We start from the raw sequence: 16,764 nt of genomic DNA, 5'->3' as shown, positions 1-16,764 counted from the left end.
TTGAACAAAGTTTTAAAATTCTTTTAAGGGGGAAGCTGATGAATATCGGTGCAGCCGCCAAGGCCAGCGGCCTTTCGGCGAAGATGATCCGCTACTACGAATCGATTGGCTTACTGCACGCTGCCGGGCGCAGCGCCAATGGTTATCGGCACTACAGCCCACAAGAGTTGCAGCAACTGAGTTTTATCAAAAGAGCCCGACTGCTGGGTTTTACCCTGGAGGAAGTCGGCAAACTACTGGCGTTATGGCAAGACGGCCAACGCGCCAGCAGCGACGTAAAAGCCTTGGCCAGCGAGCATATTAGCGAGCTGAATCAGAAGATCGTCGAACTGATCGGCCTGCGCGACAGCCTGCAAGAGCTGGTACACAGCTGTCAGGGCGACGCGCAACCGGACTGCCCAATCCTGCAAGAACTGGCGTCCGGTTGCTGCGCTGATGGCCATCGCGCCGCCAGCAGTGTTAAGCCAATGGTTTGAGTGCTGATCAGCGCCAATTCGTCCGCTCAAGCGCAGGCCTTATGGGCTGAAGTATTTCTCCCGCACGGCGGCCACCGCAGCCGCCCTGAGCATCCCGATAAATAGCCGCTCGACATCGCTGAGCAGCAGGTTTTCCGGGGTCACCAGATACACCTCGTTGACTGGCAGGTTTTCATAGGGCGGCAGCTGAAAGAGGATGTTCTGCTTGACGAAGGGCTTGGCTCCCTCGACCGTCAGGGCACCGAAGCCGAGGCCCGCCAGAATCAGGCGGCGCACCTCCTCCTCGTTCGAGGACACCGCCACCAGGCGACCCCAGAACTGCTGCTCGGCACGCACCGAGCTGACTGCGCTCAGCCCCTCCCCCGGTTGGTCGCTTTCAAAGGATACATAGGCCAGGCCGCGCAAATCTGCGGCCGTCAGCTCGCTGCGCCCGAACAGGGGATGCCGAGGCCCACAGTAGAAAGCCATCTGTTCATAGCCGAGCAAATCGAAATGCAGGCCGGTCTGGGCGGTTTTCTTGTTGCTGATGCCGATGTGCAACTGCCCCTGGGCCACTGCATTGACGATATCGGCGCTGGGCTGGGCATTCAGGCTGATCAGCACATTGGGGTACAGGCGATGGAACTGCGCCAGACTGTCATCGAACGACTGACAACTGACATGACTGGCGACCTGCATGTTCAGCTCGCCCAGCACCGCGTCGGCTTCGCCGGCAAACTGCTCGGCCATATTGTCGATGATGCTGCCGGCCGACGACACGTATTCGTAGACCCGCAAGCCCTGCTCGGTGAGGGAAAACATGCCTTTCTTGCGATTGATCAGACGCATGCCCAGATGCCCCTCCAGGCGCTTGAGGGCATTACTGACACTCGGCTGGCTCAGCGCCAGTTTGCGCGCCGCACCGGTGATACTGCTTTCCTCGACAATCACCAGAAAGGTGTACAGCAGGTTCCAGTCCAGATTGCGCAACAAGCGCTCACGCGGCGACAACATACAATTTTCTCCCAGGCACGCCGTCATGGCCTGCGCTCCGGGCACAACATAGCACTGGCGCGCTCGCACGCCGTAGGATGGCGTGGAGCGCAGCGATACCCATCACCGGGTTGATCCGCGCGAATGCCTGATGGGTATCGCAGGCTCAACCCATCCTACCCAGCTCGGCAACCTGCAGCAGACGCGGAACAACCTCAATCGACGTCATACGCCAGCAGGTCCTGGTACTCGGCACGCCGACGGATCAGCCGACTGCCTTGTTGCAAGTCCACCAGCACTGCGGCGGCGGCCTGGCGACCGCAGTACTCGGTCATGTTTTCCAGGGCGTAGGCACCCACATCGAGCAAAGCAATCACATCGCCGATGGTGGTATCGGCCGGCAGTTCGCGCATGTTCGGCTGGTTGACCAACACCTCTTCCAGCAAGCCGCGGTGCGCCAACAACGCCGGCTCGGCATTCAGCAGGGAGTTCAGCGCGCCTTCGCCCTCGATGTCGTAATAGGTGTCGCTGCTGTCGCACAGCGGTCCGACCATGCGGCATTGTTTGGTCAGCACATCATCGGCGCGCGAGGCGTTGAGCATGTGGAAATACCAGCCGTTATAGATATCGAACAGCACGCTGTAGCCGGCATCCAGGTAATACACCGGGCGCTGCTGACGCTGCTTCTCGGCCTCGATACGGGTGAGCAGAATGGCCGTGTCGCTGACCATACTGCGGCCCGGCTCGACGATGATTTCGATCTGCTCGCCAAGCGCCAAACCAATCGGTTTGATCAGGTGTTTGGACAGCAGGGCGAAGTCGATGCTGGTGCGATAGTTCTCGCAATAGTGAGCAGCGACCTTGTCGAAGTTATCCGGCGCACTGCTGTAGTTTTTCGGAAAACCGCCGCCCAGATTCACATGCTCCAGCGGGTACGGCAGCATCTCGGCCACCTGCTTGAAATAGCCGATCAGAAAGTCCGCCTCCGCCTCGTACACGGCGATGTCGTTCACCTGGGTGCCAATGTGGGCGTGGATGCCGACCATCTTCAGCGCCGCCGGATGCTGCACTATCAGGGCTATGGCTTCGGCCTGTTCAAGGCTGGTCATGCCGAACTTGGAGGTCGAGGTGCCGGTCTGCCAGCCGGCCGCCGCGCCGCCCTGGATTTCCGGAATGATCCGCAGAGTCACCCGCGCTTGCTGCTGCAACTCACTGGCCACGGCGAGGATGCGCGAAAGCTCCGACAGCGAGTCGACGTTGATCGCCTTGATCCCGGCGCCTATCACTTCGCGCAGTTCGCCGACCTGTTTGGCCACGCCGTTGAACACCATGTCCGCCGGGGCATAACCGGCGGCCCGCGCCTTGAAGAACTCGCCGCCGGAGTTGACCTCAATCGACAGACCGCAGTCCTTGAACACCTTGAGCACCGCCAGATTGGCGCAAGCCTTGCTGGCAAAGCACACACGGGTATTGGCATGTTCGCGGCGGAAGTTGCCGAGTATATCCAGGGCATTCTCGCGCAACTTGGTTTGCGAGTAGACATACAACGGCGAGCCATAGCGCTCCAGCAATTCGGTGGCATTAACCCCATCGATCAGCAATTGATTATTGGCACTTTGCAAATGCTGTTTTCTTTTCCAGGGGTGCAACGAGACGACTTGACTCATAATTGATTACTCACTTATGCAAGGGCAGTATTAAATTTTGGCTATCTATCCGCTAACTGTTGCGGTGCAAGCGTTCCACTGTAGGAGCGGCTTCAGCCGCGATGCTTTCAAGGCAAACGGCATCGCGGATAAATCCGCTCCTACAAAAGCCCACTCACACCTGCAATCCATAACCTGGGCAGTGCCTAAATAGTTGTTTAACTAATTAGTGTTGTGTGGCCAATAAGCGACGCAAATGTGTTGATTGCGGTGCATTGAATAATTGTTCAGGGCTGCCCTGCTCTTCGATCCGTCCCTGGTGCAAATACACCACCTTGGACGACACTTCGCGGGCAAAGCGCATTTCATGGGTGACCATGATCATGGTCCGGCCTTCCTCGGCCAGTTCGCGAATCACCAGCAGCACCTCGTTGACCAGCTCCGGGTCCAGGGCCGAGGTCGGCTCATCGAACAGCATCACTTCCGGGTCCATGGCCAGGGCGCGGGCAATGGCGACCCGCTGCTTCTGCCCGCCGGACAGGCACTCCGGGTACGCATGACATTTTTCCAGCATGCCGACCCGCGCCAGCAGGGTCTTGGCCTGGGCCTCGACCTCGTCCTTGGGGCGTTTGAGGACGATGCAGGGGCCCATCATCACGTTTTCCAACACCGTCATATGCGGCCACAGATTGAACGACTGAAAGACCATGGCCAGACGCGAACGCACCCGCTCGATTTGCCGCTGAAAGCGTCGCGAGCGGCCGCCGCGCAAGTTCGGCGCCAGGTCCAACTCCTCACCATGCACGCGCAACTTGCCGCTGTCGGGAAACTCCAGCAGGTTCATGCAGCGTAACAAGGTGCTTTTGCCCGAGCCGCTGGAGCCGATAATGCTGATCACATCATGCTTTTGCGCCGTTAGTGAAACGCCCTTGAGCACTTCGACACCATCAAAGGACTTATGCAAATCCTCAACTTGCAACGCTGCATGGTTATTGTTAACTGCGTTCATGATGAAACCCCTGTTGATACCCGCGCAGCGAGTGGTAAGTCTTTACGTGGTTCGGCAACTCGACAACGCATATGCCGGGTCAAACACTTCTCCAGCCGGCGCCAGAGCAAAACAAATACCGTGGTCATGGCCAGATATATAACCGCCGCCCAGAAGTACACCGACAAATCGAAGGTCTGGGAAAATATCCGCCGGGTTTGCCCCATCACATCCAGCACGGTAATCACGCTGACCACCGCGCTGCCTTTCAACAACAAAATGATTTCGTTGCCTAGGGCCGGGAAGGCAATGCGGTAGGCATTCGGCAAGATGATTTTTTTATATTGCTGAAACTTGCTCAGCCCTAACGCCACGCCCGCCTCGATCTGGCCAAAAGGCACCGCCTTCAAGCCGCCACGGAGAATCTCCAACTGATAGGCCGTGGAGTTCAAAACGAAGGTCAACAACGCGCAGTAGTAGGGGTCGCGGAAAAACCACCAGAGGCCGAGCTCATTCAGCTCGGCACGGAACTCCCCGGAGCCGTAATACACCAGGAACAACTGCGCCAGTAACGGCGTACCGCGAAAGAACGACACATACAGACGAATCGGCCAACGCACCCAGCGGTGCTCGCTACGACGCAGAATGGCCAACGGCAACGACAGCGAACAGGCGATCAACACCGAAATCAGCGTGATCTGCAGAGTCATGCTGGCGCCCGCCTGAAACTGGCTGGCGTAGCGGGTTAGAATTTCAAACATGCTGCTTACCCTCTGCCGTTATGCCGCGCGCAAGCCGCGGTTGGCCCGTTTTTCCATGCGCGCCAGGCAGCACTCGAACAGGATGCAAATCGCCCAGTAAATCAGGCATACGGTCAGGAAAAACACGAATGGCTTCTTGGTCGTGCCCACCGCCACATTGGCCATGCGCATCAAGTCATTCAGGGCAATCACCGAGACCAACGCGGTATCCTTCAACAAGTTGATCCACAGGTTGCCCAGCCCCGGCAGTGCCAGGCGCAACATCTGCGGCAACTCGATCAGCCGGAAGATGGTGAAGCGCCGTACGCCCAACGCCTGGGCGGCCTCCAGTTGACCCTGATCGAGCGCCTGCCAGGCGCCGCGCAGCACTTCACTGGCATAGCCACCGAAGACCATGCCCAGCGCCAGTACGCCGGCCAGAAACGGGCTCAATTCAAAATAACCGGACTGCGGGCTGTACCACTTCAACAGGCTGTTAAGCCCCAGCCCGACGCCGTGATAAATGATGAATAGCGTCAGCAGTTCCGGCAGACCGCGAATGGTGGTGGTGAAAGTCACCGCCAGCGCACGCGGCACGGGCCGGCCGAAAATGGTTACCGCAGCCACCAACAGGCCCAGCAGCAAACCCACCGGCAAGGTCGCCACGGCGAGCGACAGCGTGACCCCCAGGCCACTCAGCAACTCATCGCCCCACCCGCCATCACTGAAGCTCAGGTAGTTGAGCCACTCCATAGGACATCCTCTTAACGATCAAGAACGCACGCCGCCCAAGCGGCGCGACCTTACTTCTGCAGGGTCAGCAAGTTGACCGAGAAGAACTTGTCGTTGATGGCTTTGTAGGTGCCGTCGGCAATCAGGGCGGCCAGGGCCACATTGAGGGATTCGCGCAGCTGGTCATCGTCCTGGCGCAGGGCCATGCCGACGCCCTCACCGACATATTTCGGATCGCTGATTGGCTCGCCGGCCAGTTTGCAGCAGCTGCCGTCGTCGGATTTCTGGGTCCAGTCGAGCATCGGAATCATGTCGCCCACCTGGGCATCCAGGCGCCCGGACACCAGGTCCAGGTTCACTGCATCCTGGGTGGGATACAGGCGCACGTCGGAGTCGGGAAAGGCCGCGGTCAGATAATCGGCCTGGGTGGTGGAGCCTTGCGCGCCGATGGTTTTGCCGGCCATGGCGGCGGGCGAGAAATCCGTAAGTGTGGAGTCTTTCGGCACCACGAAGGTCATTGCCGATTTCTGGTAGGGGTCGGTGAAATCGACCTTCTGCCGGCGTTCTGCGGTGATGAACATCGAGGCGATGATGACGTCGTACTTGTTCGCCAACAAGGCCGGGATGATGCCGTCCCAGTCCTGGGCGACGAAGGAGCACTTGGCCTGCATTTTTGCGCACAAGGCGCGGCCAATCTCAATATCAAAACCGGCCAGCTGGCCGTCCGCAGTGAAGTAGTTGAACGGTGGGTACGCCCCTTCCGTGGCGATGCGCAAGGTGGGCGTTTCATTCGCCATGACCGCAGCAGCCGGCAGGGCGGCGACCATGGCGGACAGGAGCAAGGAACGTAGAGTCTTATTCATATTATTTTCCTCTGGATCAGGTTTCGCACTGAAGGAACCAGGCGTACCACCCCGCATAAATACGGGCCGTGGCGCGGTTGCGGAATTAGAATCCGCCACGGCTTTGCATTTATCAAATGTATATTTGTTATCCAATACATAGCTGAGCGCTATGCGTAAGAACACAGAAAATCCCGCCTCAGACATGCACCGAGGCGGCGCTTAGGCAAGGGTTTGAGGGGACACAATGGTGCAGTTTTGCGACGCTGCAAAGGCCACAAAAACTGTGTTTGGCGCGATCAAAGCTGACCGGAGGCGATGAGTTCAGGATAAGGATAAAGGCTTGCTGAGTGGTGCCTGGGCTGATCCCAGGCACCACGTATTTACTGCGATGCTGAGGCGGGGGTTACTGCATCCAAGGCGGCGGTGGCGGCTCGTCGTTGGGCGCGTCGTCGGCATTCAATACCGCGATACGCCGCGCTTCATCGGCCAGGGCGGCCTTGATTTCACGCATAACCGCGTCGATGTCGGCGGCGTCTTCTTCCTCGGCAAACTCGCCGGTCAGCTTGCTGCTCGGGGTGAGCTTGCCTTCCTCAAACAGCGCCCACATTTCTTTGGCGTATTTGGTGAATTTCAGCTCCGGGGCGAACTGACCGAAATACTCGGCCATATTGCGCACATCGCGCTCGAGCATGCTGAAGGCGTGGTTATTCGCCGCCGCATCCACCGCTTGCGGCAGGTCGATAATCACCGGGCCTTCGGGGCCGAGCAGCACGTTGAATTCCGACAAGTCGCCATGCACCAGACCCGCGCAAAGCATCTTGACGATCTCTTCGATCATAAAGGCGTGAAACTCACGCGCATCGTCCGGGTGCAGATCGACATCATTCAGGCGTGGCGCCACTTCACCATTTTCGGTGGTGACCAGCTCCATCAGCAGCACGCCTTCGAGGAAGTCATAGGGCTTGGGCACCCGTACGCCGGCACTGGCGAGGCGAAACAGGGCCGCCACTTCGGCATTTTGCCAAGCTTCTTCCTGTCCTTTACGGCCGTGCTTGGAGCCACTGGCCATGGCCCGGGCGTCACGGCTGTTGCGCACCTTGCGGCCTTCTTGATACTCGGCCGCCTGACGAAAACCACGTTTGTTAGCTTCTTTGTAAACCTTTGCGCAGCGCAGCTCCTCACCACAGCGCACCACATATACAGCCGCTTCTTTGCCACTCATTAGTGGGCGAATCACCTCATCAACCAGACCATCTTCGATCAAGGGTTCAATGCGTTTTGGCGTCTTCATCGGGCTTTACCGGGGCTCCTGTGCAACTGAAATGTGGCGATGCAGATCAGCCATAGCTGCTGCCTAACTCTTCGCTCGACGCCCTTAGGCGAGGTGCTTTACAGGCTGGGTGAAACGCCGCATAACCGCGCGCAGCAGTTTTCATACAGCCTATTAAGCTCGCCATTGTGCCAGCGTCACTGCCCTTGGCAAGCCCAAAGGCAAAGCGGGCCGTCGGGGCGCACTTGCGGGCGCCAGCGCAGGCTTGATTATGAGCGTTACTGGCAGGCCAAAAGTATCGACATTGCGCCGCCGCGCCCAAAAAGCGCCAGCCACAGCAAATCCCAGGCAAAAAAAAGGCGGCACCAGCAAAGTGGGCCACCTTAAAATCACGGAATTGCGATGTAACTTGTGAGCGCCCGCAGCAAGACCGCTGGCGATTACCTCAGTTGGATGCCGATTCGATGATTGCCGTCACACCTTGACCGCCAGCGGCGCACACCGAGATCAAACCACGGCCTTTGCCGGCCACAGAAATCAACTTGGCGAGGTTCGCCACCAGGCGTCCGCCGGTGGCGCCAAAGGGGTGTCCGGCGGCCAGCGAGCTGCCCTTGACATTGAGTTTGCTGCGCTCGATGGCGCCCAGCGGCTGCGCCAAGCCCAGGCGACTCTGGCAGTAATCGGGGTCTTCCCAGGCCTTGAGCGTGCACAGCACTTGCGCGGCGAAGGCTTCGTGAATCTCGTAAAAATCAAAATCCTGCAGCGTCAGGTTGTTGCGCGCCAGCAATCGCGGCACCGCGTAGACCGGCGCCATCAGCAGGCCTTCGGCGCCTTTGACGAAGTCCACCGCCGCCGCTTCGCCGTCCTTGAAGTAGGCCAGAATCGGCAAGCCACGAGCCTTGGCCCACTCCTCGCTGGCCAGCAACACCACCGAGGCGCCGTCGGTCAGCGGCGTCGAGTTGGCGGCGGTCAGGGTGCCATGGGGGCCACGTTCGAAGCAGGGTTTGATGCTGGCGAGTTTCTCCAGGCTGATTTCCCCACGCAGATTCTGATCGCGAGTCAGACCCCGGAACGGCGTGATCAAATCGTCGTGCCAGCCCTCGGCATAGGAGGCGGCCAATTTCTGGTGACTGAGTACCGCCAACTGGTCTTGCTCATCGCGGGGGATGGCCCAGCGCTGCGCCATCAACTCGCAGGATTCGCCCATCGACAGGCCGGTGCGTGGCTCGCCATTGCGCGGGATCGACGGGGCCAAATGCCGTGGGCGAATCTTCAGCATGGTTTTGATTTTGTCGCCGGTGGTCTTGCCGCGATTGGCTTCCAGCAGAATATGCCGCAGCTCCTCATGCACACCAATCGGCGCGTCCGAGGTGGTGTCCACCCCGCCGGCGATGCCGCAATCGATCTGCCCGAGGGCGATCTTATTGGCCACCAGAATCGCCGCCTCCAGCCCGGTGCCGCAGGCTTGCTGCAGGTCATAGGCGGTGGTTTCTGGCGCCAAACGCGAGCCCAACACACACTCGCGGGCCAGGTTGAAATCGCGGGAATGCTTGAGCACCGCGCCGGCGACGAAATCGCCGATCCGCTCGCCATGCAAATTAAAGCGCTCGACCAAGCCATCCAGCGCACTGGTGAGCATCTCCTGGTTGCTGGCCGTGGCATACACCGTATTGGAACGGGCGAAAGGAATACGGTTGCCGCCAACAATGGCGACCCGACGCAGCTGGGTCATGACTAACTCCTGCAGAATATCGTTGGTTAACTGCCGAGCAGACTAGCTGGCTTGGCCGCTCGGGCATTGGCCGGCTCGCCGACTTGGTGGTCAGCGCGGTCAATTGCGCAGTGCGGCTAGCTGCGTAGAGTGGCGCCACTTTCCTACATTCACCTTGAGTGCCCGAGCATGTCCGACCGTTATCTCGCCTTCGCCAACTCCAACTTTGGCCGCCGCCTGGTCGGCGCCCTCGGTCTGCCGGCGCCGCTGCGTCTGGAGCGCTGGCAAGCCGGTCGCGCCAAGCCGGTAGATGGCGCCTTGTTGCTGGGCGGTGAAGGCCCCTTGGCGACTGCCGCCAGCAGCTGCCTGAACAAACTCACCAGCGACAACTTCAGCACCGTCGAGGGCGCCTTTGGCCTGCCACGCTGGACCGCCGAGCACGGCCCCAAGCTCAAGGCGCTGATCTTCGACGCCAGCGCGCTGACCAGCTTTGAACAACTGATTGAGCTGCGTAACTTCTTCCAGCCGGCCTTTAAAGGCCTGGGCAAGTGTCCACGGGTGGTGATTCTGGCGCGCCCACCGGAGTCGCTGAAAGACCCGGTCGCCGCTAGCGTGCAGCGCTCCCTGGAAGGTTTCAGCCGCTCTCTGGGCAAGGAAATCCGTCGCGGCGGTAGCGTGCAGCTGCTGTATGTCGGCAAGGGCGCCGAGCAACAACTGGAAGGCGCGTTGCGCTTCTTTCTGTCGCCGAAAAGCGCCTACGTCTCCGGCCAAGTGCTGCGCCTGACGCCCTGCGCCGTAGAAGTGAAAGACTGGACCCGGCCACTGGCCGGCCAGACCGCCTTGATCACCGGCGCCAGCCGCGGCATAGGCGCGGCGATTGCCGAAGTGCTGGCCCGCGACGGCGCCAAGGTGGTGCTGCTGGACGTGCCGCAAGCCAAGGACGCCCTCAATGCCCTGGCCGCCCGCCTCGGCGGGCAAGGCGTGGCGCTGGATATCTGCGCCCCGGATGCCGCCGCGCAGTTAGTTGAAGCCCTGCCCGATGGCGTCGATATCGTGGTACATAACGCCGGCATCACCCGCGATAAAACCCTGAAGAACATGAGTGATTCGCTCTGGGACTCGGTGATCAACGTCAACCTGCGCGCCCCGCAAGTGCTGACCCAAGCCCTGCTGGACGCCGGCAAACTGCGCGACAACGGCCGCGTGGTGCTGCTGGCCTCCATCAGCGGGATCGCCGGCAATATGGGCCAAACCAACTACGCGGTGAGCAAGGCCGGACTGATCGGCCTGGCCGCCGCCTGGGCACCGGCGCTGGCCAAGCGCGGCATCAGCCTGAATGCGGTGGCGCCGGGTTTTATCGAAACCCAGATGACCGCCGCCATTCCCTTCGGCATTCGCGAAGCCGGCCGGCGGATGAACTCCATGAGCCAAGGCGGCCAACCTCAAGACGTCGCCGAAGCCGTGGCCTGGTTCGCCCAACCGACCTCAGGTACGGTCACCGGCCAGGTGCTGCGGGTTTGCGGGCAGAGTTTGTTGGGGGCGTAATGCCAGTCTCGATAGTTGCGTTGCCGGCAAGGGCCTATCGCGGCTGAAGCCCCTCCCACGGGTTGAGTGGTTGCCGGTTAAATCGCGGCGGCTGGGCTGTTGTAGGAGGGGCTTTAGCCGCGAAGCCAGCCAGAGAACGACACCGATTCGACAATCATGTAGGGCGGGTGAAACCCGCTTCTATGTTCAGCCCAACAGAGTCCGGCGAGTTGCACCCGCCCTACCCTTCGGCGTCATTGCGCCTTAGGTAACCGCCCACGGCGGCGGAACTCCACCGGGGTTTCGCCGACCCAGCGTTTGAAGGCGCGGTAGAAGGTGCTCGGCTCGGAGAAACCGGTGCGTTCGACTATCACTTCGATGCGCTCGTCGGTGTTGAGCAGCAGGTCTTTGGCCAGGCGGCAGCGGTAGTCGGTAATCAGGTCGTTGAAGCGCACGCCGGCCACCGCCAGCCGCTCGCGCAGGCGCCGTGCCGGCATATTCAGGCGCGCCGCCACTTGTTCGAGCGTGGCGCCGCTGTCGACCAGCAACTCGGCGATCAGATCACGGACTTTACGCACCAGATCCAGCCGTTCGACTTCGGCGAGCTGGCGGCGGGCCATCGACTCGTGCATCTGCAACAACTCCGGCGCGGCATGCCGGGAGGCTTTTTGCAGCACGCTGGCGGCGAAGATCAAGCTGTAGCGCGACTGCTCAAAGGCCACCGGGCAACCATAGGCCTGTTGATAGCGCTCAGTGGGCGCCGCCTGGGCGTGCATAAACTGCACCTGCTGGGGGATAAAATCGCCTTCGGTCAGCGCGCTGAACATGCGGATCACCGCACCGGCGAGCATCTCCGGGAAATGCCGGGGCACCTGCGCACTCATCCCCAGCACCAAGGTCGCCACCTCGCCGTCGACCTCCAGCTTGGCGCTCAGGCCGTCGGACAACAGGCGCACGTAGCGCAGGGCATGGCGCAGGCCATCGCCGAAGGTTTCGCTGGAGAGAAACATATATTCCAGCAGCAGGCCGTGGAACGCCGGCAGGTGCTGGGCCAGGTGCAGCCCCACATGTTCCTCGCCACATTCCTCTGCGGCGGCTTTCCAAAACAGTACCTGCGCCATGTGCGGGTAACGCCCGCTGGGCAATACGCCATCGGCCAGGCCGAGGCGTTTGAGCACCCGGTCGGGATTGGCGCCACTGGCGCGCAGTGCGTCGAACGCTAGACGCATCAGCGCCACATCATCGGTCAGATCACGCATGCTAAAAATTCTTGTTTTGGCTAAGGCGCGGCCATCTTATGCAGCATAAGGCCACGGCTCAAGGTCCGATTGGCTTTGCCGGCAGATTGACTGGCTTGCCAATCGTCCCAGCCCCACGGCCAATGCCGCAGCAGTGCAAGTCGCTAAGCTGCAAGCGACATTTCCCCAGGAACTTATCTATGCCCAGCCAATGGCGCGACCTTGCCAGCCCACCCGCCTTACCCGGTTTGTTTCTGCGCGCAGCCCTGCGCCGTGGAATTCGTGGCAAGCAACTGCCCGACCTGGGCCTGCGCTGTGAGCTCAGCGTCGACCCCAAGCACTTGGCTCGCTATCGCCAGGTTTGCGGGCTGGCCGACAGCGCCTATCTGCCGGCGGCCTACCCGCATATTTTGGCCTTCCCGCTGCAGATGCAATTGCTCACCGACCCGGCCTTTCCACTGCCCCTACTGGGCCTGGTGCATGTGGAAAACCGCATCCGCGTGCTGCGCCCGCTCGGCGGTCTGGGGCCGTTCAGCGTCAGCGTGCACCTGGGCCAGTTGCAGCCCCACAGTAAAGGCGCGGTGTTCAGCCTGATCACCCGCCTGGAAGACCAGCTCGGGCTGCTCTGGGAAGGCGAAAGCCGCATGCTCTGCCGTGGCTTACAGCTGCCGGGCGTCGCCGCGCACCAGCCAACTGCGGCGCCGCTGCCCCTTAAGGAACTGGCGACCTGGAGCGCCCCCGCCGATACGGGCCGGCGTTACGCACGGGTGGCCGGTGACTACAACCCGATCCACCTATACGCGGCCACGGCCAAGCTGTTTGGCTTCCCCCGCGCCATCGCCCACGGCCTGTGGCACAAGGCCCGCGCCACGGAGGAGCTGGCCAAACACCTGCCTATTAGCGGTTATGAACTGGCCGTGCGCTTTCAAAAACCACTGTTGCTACCCGGCGCCGTCAGCTTGCTGGCCAGCGCGCAGGCCCCCAATGGCCAGCTGAGCTTGCAGGGCGCCGATGGCGGCGTGCATATGAGTGGCCAATGGCAGCCGCTCAATTAGTAACCCGCGCGAGTTGCACCCGTACGCGAAAACTTGCAGCGCGACGATCAAGGCTTGAAGCTATGCGACACCAAGGAGTGCCGCATGAATCTCAGCGAATTAACCCAGCGCCTGCACGCAATCCGCGACCAGAACGGTTGGCAGCGTTTTCACAACCCGAAAAACCTGGCCATGGCCGCCAGTGTGGAGATGGCCGAACTGGTGGAAATTTTCCAGTGGCTGGAGCCCGCCGAAGCGCGTGAACTGTCCGCCGCCCAGCGCGAGCACGCCGGCCAGGAAGTGGCCGACATCCTGATGTACCTGACGTTGCTGTGCAGCGAACTGGGCATCGATATGGAACAGGCGCTCGCTGCCAAGCTGGCGGATAACGAGCGCAGGTTCGCGGTATGAGCACGCCAGACGACCGGCATTTCGACCAACTGGCGACCCGTTTCGCCGAGAAGATCTACGGCGGCGCCAAGGGCGCGATTCGCCTCGCGGTGCTGCAGGCCGACTTGCTTGAAGTGCTACCCCAGCGCCCGCTGCGGGTATTGGATATTGGCGGCGGTCTGGGCCATATGTCGTTGTGGCTGGCCGAACAGGGCCATCAGGTCACCTTCAGCGAGCCCGCCGCGCCGATGCTCGCCGGGGCCCGCGAGCGCTTTGCCGGCGCCGGACAAAGCGCCACCTTTATCCAGGCCTCCTGGCAGGAACTCAGCGCGCAACTGAGCGAGCCCTTTGACCTGGTGCTCTGCCACGCGGTGCTCGAATGGCTGGCCGAACCCCAGAGCATTCTGCCGCTGCTGCACCAGCTCACCGCCAGCGATGGCTGGTTGTCCCTGGCCTTTTACAACAAGGACGCGCTGATTTACCGCAACCTGCTCAAGGGCCATTTCCGCAAATTGCGCGAGCAGAGTTTTGCCGGTGAAAAACAAAGTCTGACCCCGCAACAACCCCTCGACCCGCGCGAATTGGCCGAGCAACTTAGCGGCCTCTGGACAGTCGAAACACACAGTGGCGTGCGGGTCTTTCACGACTACATGCCCCACGACTTTCAAGTCAAAGCTGCCAGCAATAACCTGGCGCAACTGATCGAGATGGAGTTGGCCTACCGCCGTCACCCGAGCTTTGCCGGCCTGGGTCGCTACCTGCATTGGCTGTGCCGGCCGCGCGCATTGGAGGGCTAATGAACAGATCGATGGCGCTACTGCTGGGCAGCCTGACGCTGGCCGCCTGCCAAGGGCAGAGCCAAAACCCGTACAGCGCCCAATCGCTGCCGATGCCGCCGGCGCCAGCCGCCGCCGCGCAAACCTTCGACCGCAGTGGTTACCCGGCCGCCGCTCGCGATTACGGTCGTTACCACAGCTGGGCCTGGCAGGCCGGGCAATTACCCAGCGGTGCTGGCTGGGCGGACTCGGCACAAATCGCCGAGATGCTCACCAGCAGCCTCGACCAGCAAGGCCTGCGCCCGGCCCAAGGCGGCGCCAAAGCCGACCTGCTGGTGAGCGGCAGCGTGCGCATGGAGCGTCGCCAGGTACAGGACTACGACCGTGGTGACATCTACTATGGCAACAGCCCCTACGGCAACAGTTACGGCATGGGCGGCAGCGTGCCCCTGCGGCGCACCTACACCCAAAACATGCTGATCGTTACTCTGCAGCTGACCGAAGCCGCCAGCGGCCAGACTATCTGGAGTAACAGCGCGGAGAACATCAGCGTCGACGACCAAGCTGAACGCAGTAAGCTGCTGCGCAAAACCATTCAACAGGCACTGAGCAGCTACCCGCCCAATTAAGCGGCCATGCAAGCGACGCAGGCTTGCGCGATGGGTATCGTTACACTCACCCCATCCTACGTGCCTTGGCGTTAGACGGCCTCGTCGCATCTACACAACGCTGAACGCCCCCGGCGTTTCCACCGGCAAATAGCACCTGAATAAATCATCGAGTATTGGACAGCCAAGCCCGTGCAGGCCATGTGAAAACGTAGCGAGCGAAGGTTAGGCAAGGCGAAAACAGGCGAGGACGCGGAGTTTACGCGTTGTAAATGAGCAGTCCGAGCCTGTTTTCAACGCCGCATAACCGAGCGCAGTAGTTTTAGCGCGGGTTTGGCTGTCGATATTTAAGGAACGCCGAGATGAGCGAACAACTGCAACGCATAGTGATAGTCGGCGGTGGCGCCGGTGGTTTAGAGCTGGCCACCCGTTTGGGCCACAGCCTGGGGCGCAAGAAACTGGCGCAGATTATTTTGATCGATGCCGTGCTCACCCACGTGTGGAAACCGTTGCTGCACGAAGTGGCGACCGGCGCCATGGACGCCGAGGCCAACGCGGTGAATTTTCGCGCCCATGCGCGCCTGCATGGCTTTGAGTTTCAACTGGGGCGCATGCACACCCTGGAGCGTGAGCAACGTCAGGTGCTGCTGGAGGCGATTGTCGATGAGCAAGGCCAGCAAGTGGTCGCCGAGCGCGCGATTAGCTATGACACTCTGGTCATCGCCGTCGGCAGCACCGCCAACGACTTTGGCACCCCCGGCGCGCAACAGCACTGCCTGTTTCTCGACAGCCTGCAACAGGCGCGGCGCTTTCATCGGCTGCTGCTGAATGCCTTTTTACATATCAACTACGACCCCATCGGCAGCCATGACGGCAAGTTGCGCATCGCCATTATTGGCGCCGGCGCCACCGGGGTGGAGCTGGCCGCCGAGCTGCGGCAATCCTCGCAACTGCTACCAATTTACGGCATGCAACGGATCAACCCGGAGGATGTCGAGATCACCCTGATCGAGGCGGCCGAGCGCATCTTGCCGGCCTTGTCCGAGCGTCTGTCGGCGGCGGCGCAACGCGAGCTGGAGCGCCTCGGCATTCGCCTGGCGCTCGGTCAGCCGGTCGCCGCAGTGCAAGCCGACGGTCTGTTACTCAAGGATGGCCAGCACCTGGCCGCCGACATTCGGGTCTGGGCCGCCGGCATCAAGGCGCCGGAGTTTTTGACTCGGCTGGATGGTTTGGCCACCAATAAAATCAACCAGCTGATCGTCAACCAGGACCTGTCCTGCCCCGACGACGCTAATATCTTCGCCTTCGGCGACTGCGCCAGTTGCCCGCAACCGGGCAGCGACAAGCCGGTGCCACCGCGCGCCCAGGCGGCCCACCAACAAGCCACGACCCTGGCGCTCAGCGTGCGCCAGCGTTTGCAGGGCGGCAGCGCGCGGCCTTATCTGTATCAGGATTATGGCTCGCTGATTTCCTTCAGCCGCTACAGCAGCGTCGGCAGTCTGATGGGCAAACTGGCCGGCAAGAGCCTGTTTATCGAGGGCCGGCTGGCGCGCCTGGTGTACCTGTCGCTGTACCGCATGCACCAACTGGCGCTGCACGGCGCGCTGCGCACCGGGCTGATCTGGCTCAGCGACCGGATCAACAAAGTGCTGGGGCCACGGCTGAAGTTGCACTGAACAGCGGCGGCGCGGGCGAGTTCGATTGAACGCGCAATCTCGTCAAAAACGTAGGATGGGTTGAGCGCAGCGATACCCATCAAGACACCGGGCGCGCTTGATGGGTTACGCCGCTACGCGGCTAACCCATCCTACCCA

16 protein-coding genes are annotated in these 16,764 nt (G+C 61.2%); 7 read left to right on the top strand and 9 right to left on the bottom strand.

What is annotated here, in order from left to right:
• The first annotated feature begins 38 nt into the window (after positions 1-38).
• Positions 39-476, top strand: a complete 438-nt coding sequence (gene cueR, locus Q8R10_RS02610; protein WP_305650735.1) for a Cu(I)-responsive transcriptional regulator — start codon at positions 39-41, stop codon at positions 474-476.
• Between the two features lie 39 nt (positions 477-515).
• Here cueR and Q8R10_RS02605 read toward each other — a convergent pair whose 3' ends face one another.
• From Q8R10_RS02605 to Q8R10_RS02570, 8 genes are all read right to left on the bottom strand, one after another.
• Entirely contained in the window at positions 516-1,469 is a 954-nt protein-coding gene (locus Q8R10_RS02605; protein WP_305650733.1) for a LysR family transcriptional regulator, read from the bottom strand.
• A gap of 194 nt (positions 1,470-1,663) precedes the next feature.
• Positions 1,664-3,115, bottom strand: coding sequence for a hypothetical protein (locus Q8R10_RS02600; protein WP_305650731.1), 1,452 nt, complete (start codon positions 3,113-3,115; stop codon positions 1,664-1,666).
• A 205-nt stretch (positions 3,116-3,320) separates the two neighbouring features.
• The gene (locus Q8R10_RS02595) at positions 3,321-4,103 is read right to left on the bottom strand and encodes an ATP-binding cassette domain-containing protein (RefSeq protein ID WP_305650729.1); all 783 of its coding nucleotides are present in this window, start codon (positions 4,101-4,103) and stop codon (positions 3,321-3,323) included.
• Complete coding sequence (locus tag Q8R10_RS02590) at positions 4,100-4,843, bottom strand: ABC transporter permease (protein ID WP_305650727.1); 744 nt, start codon at positions 4,841-4,843, stop codon at positions 4,100-4,102. Before Q8R10_RS02590 ends, Q8R10_RS02595 begins: the two co-directional genes overlap by 4 nt.
• 18 nt (positions 4,844-4,861) lie before the next feature.
• Positions 4,862-5,575, bottom strand: coding sequence for an ABC transporter permease (locus Q8R10_RS02585; protein ID WP_305650725.1), 714 nt, complete (start codon positions 5,573-5,575; stop codon positions 4,862-4,864).
• Between the two features lie 50 nt (positions 5,576-5,625).
• The gene (locus Q8R10_RS02580) at positions 5,626-6,417 is read right to left on the bottom strand and encodes an ABC transporter substrate-binding protein (RefSeq protein WP_305650723.1); all 792 of its coding nucleotides are present in this window, start codon (positions 6,415-6,417) and stop codon (positions 5,626-5,628) included.
• A 385-nt stretch (positions 6,418-6,802) separates the two neighbouring features.
• The gene (locus Q8R10_RS02575; protein ID WP_305650721.1) at positions 6,803-7,690 is read right to left on the bottom strand and encodes a PA4780 family RIO1-like protein kinase; all 888 of its coding nucleotides are present in this window, start codon (positions 7,688-7,690) and stop codon (positions 6,803-6,805) included.
• A 424-nt stretch (positions 7,691-8,114) separates the two neighbouring features.
• The gene (locus Q8R10_RS02570) at positions 8,115-9,401 is read right to left on the bottom strand and encodes an acetyl-CoA C-acetyltransferase (protein ID WP_305650720.1); all 1,287 of its coding nucleotides are present in this window, start codon (positions 9,399-9,401) and stop codon (positions 8,115-8,117) included.
• A gap of 168 nt (positions 9,402-9,569) precedes the next feature.
• On the opposite strand from Q8R10_RS02570, the gene Q8R10_RS02565 reads away from it, so the two are divergent.
• A complete protein-coding gene (locus Q8R10_RS02565; RefSeq protein ID WP_305650718.1) occupies positions 9,570-10,925 on the top strand; it encodes a 3-oxoacyl-ACP reductase in 1,356 nt (451 codons plus the stop codon).
• 233 nt (positions 10,926-11,158) lie between these two features.
• Here Q8R10_RS02565 and Q8R10_RS02560 read toward each other — a convergent pair whose 3' ends face one another.
• Positions 11,159-12,163, bottom strand: coding sequence for an AraC family transcriptional regulator (locus tag Q8R10_RS02560; protein WP_305650716.1), 1,005 nt, complete (start codon positions 12,161-12,163; stop codon positions 11,159-11,161).
• A 179-nt stretch (positions 12,164-12,342) separates the two neighbouring features.
• Between Q8R10_RS02560 and Q8R10_RS02555 the strand changes: the two genes are divergently transcribed.
• The 5 genes from Q8R10_RS02555 to Q8R10_RS02535 all read left to right on the top strand — a co-directional run bounded on the left by Q8R10_RS02555 (position 12,343) and on the right by Q8R10_RS02535 (position 16,626).
• On the top strand, positions 12,343-13,197 hold the full coding sequence (locus tag Q8R10_RS02555) for a MaoC family dehydratase (RefSeq protein WP_305650714.1): 855 nt from the start codon (positions 12,343-12,345) through the stop codon (positions 13,195-13,197).
• 84 nt (positions 13,198-13,281) lie between these two features.
• Positions 13,282-13,587 (top strand): nucleotide pyrophosphohydrolase, encoded by a 306-nt coding sequence (locus tag Q8R10_RS02550; protein WP_305650712.1) that lies wholly within the window; start codon positions 13,282-13,284, stop codon positions 13,585-13,587.
• Entirely contained in the window at positions 13,584-14,363 is a 780-nt protein-coding gene (locus tag Q8R10_RS02545; RefSeq protein ID WP_305650710.1) for a methyltransferase, read from the top strand. The genes Q8R10_RS02550 and Q8R10_RS02545 overlap by 4 nt, the downstream gene beginning before the upstream one ends.
• On the top strand, positions 14,363-14,971 hold the full coding sequence (locus tag Q8R10_RS02540; RefSeq protein WP_305650708.1) for a DUF4136 domain-containing protein: 609 nt from the start codon (positions 14,363-14,365) through the stop codon (positions 14,969-14,971). The genes Q8R10_RS02545 and Q8R10_RS02540 overlap by 1 nt, the downstream gene beginning before the upstream one ends.
• 341 nt (positions 14,972-15,312) lie before the next feature.
• Positions 15,313-16,626: an NAD(P)/FAD-dependent oxidoreductase gene (locus tag Q8R10_RS02535; RefSeq protein WP_305650706.1), complete on the top strand. Its 1,314-nt coding sequence runs from the start codon at positions 15,313-15,315 to the stop codon at positions 16,624-16,626.
• Positions 16,627-16,764 lie beyond the last annotated feature (138 nt).

This window comes from Pseudomonas sp., from assembly GCF_030698175.1.
Taxonomy (GTDB): Bacteria; Pseudomonadota; Gammaproteobacteria; order Pseudomonadales; family Pseudomonadaceae; genus Aquipseudomonas.
Note: the sequence above shows the minus strand (reverse complement) of the source record. Positions and strands in the feature narration are given on the sequence as shown.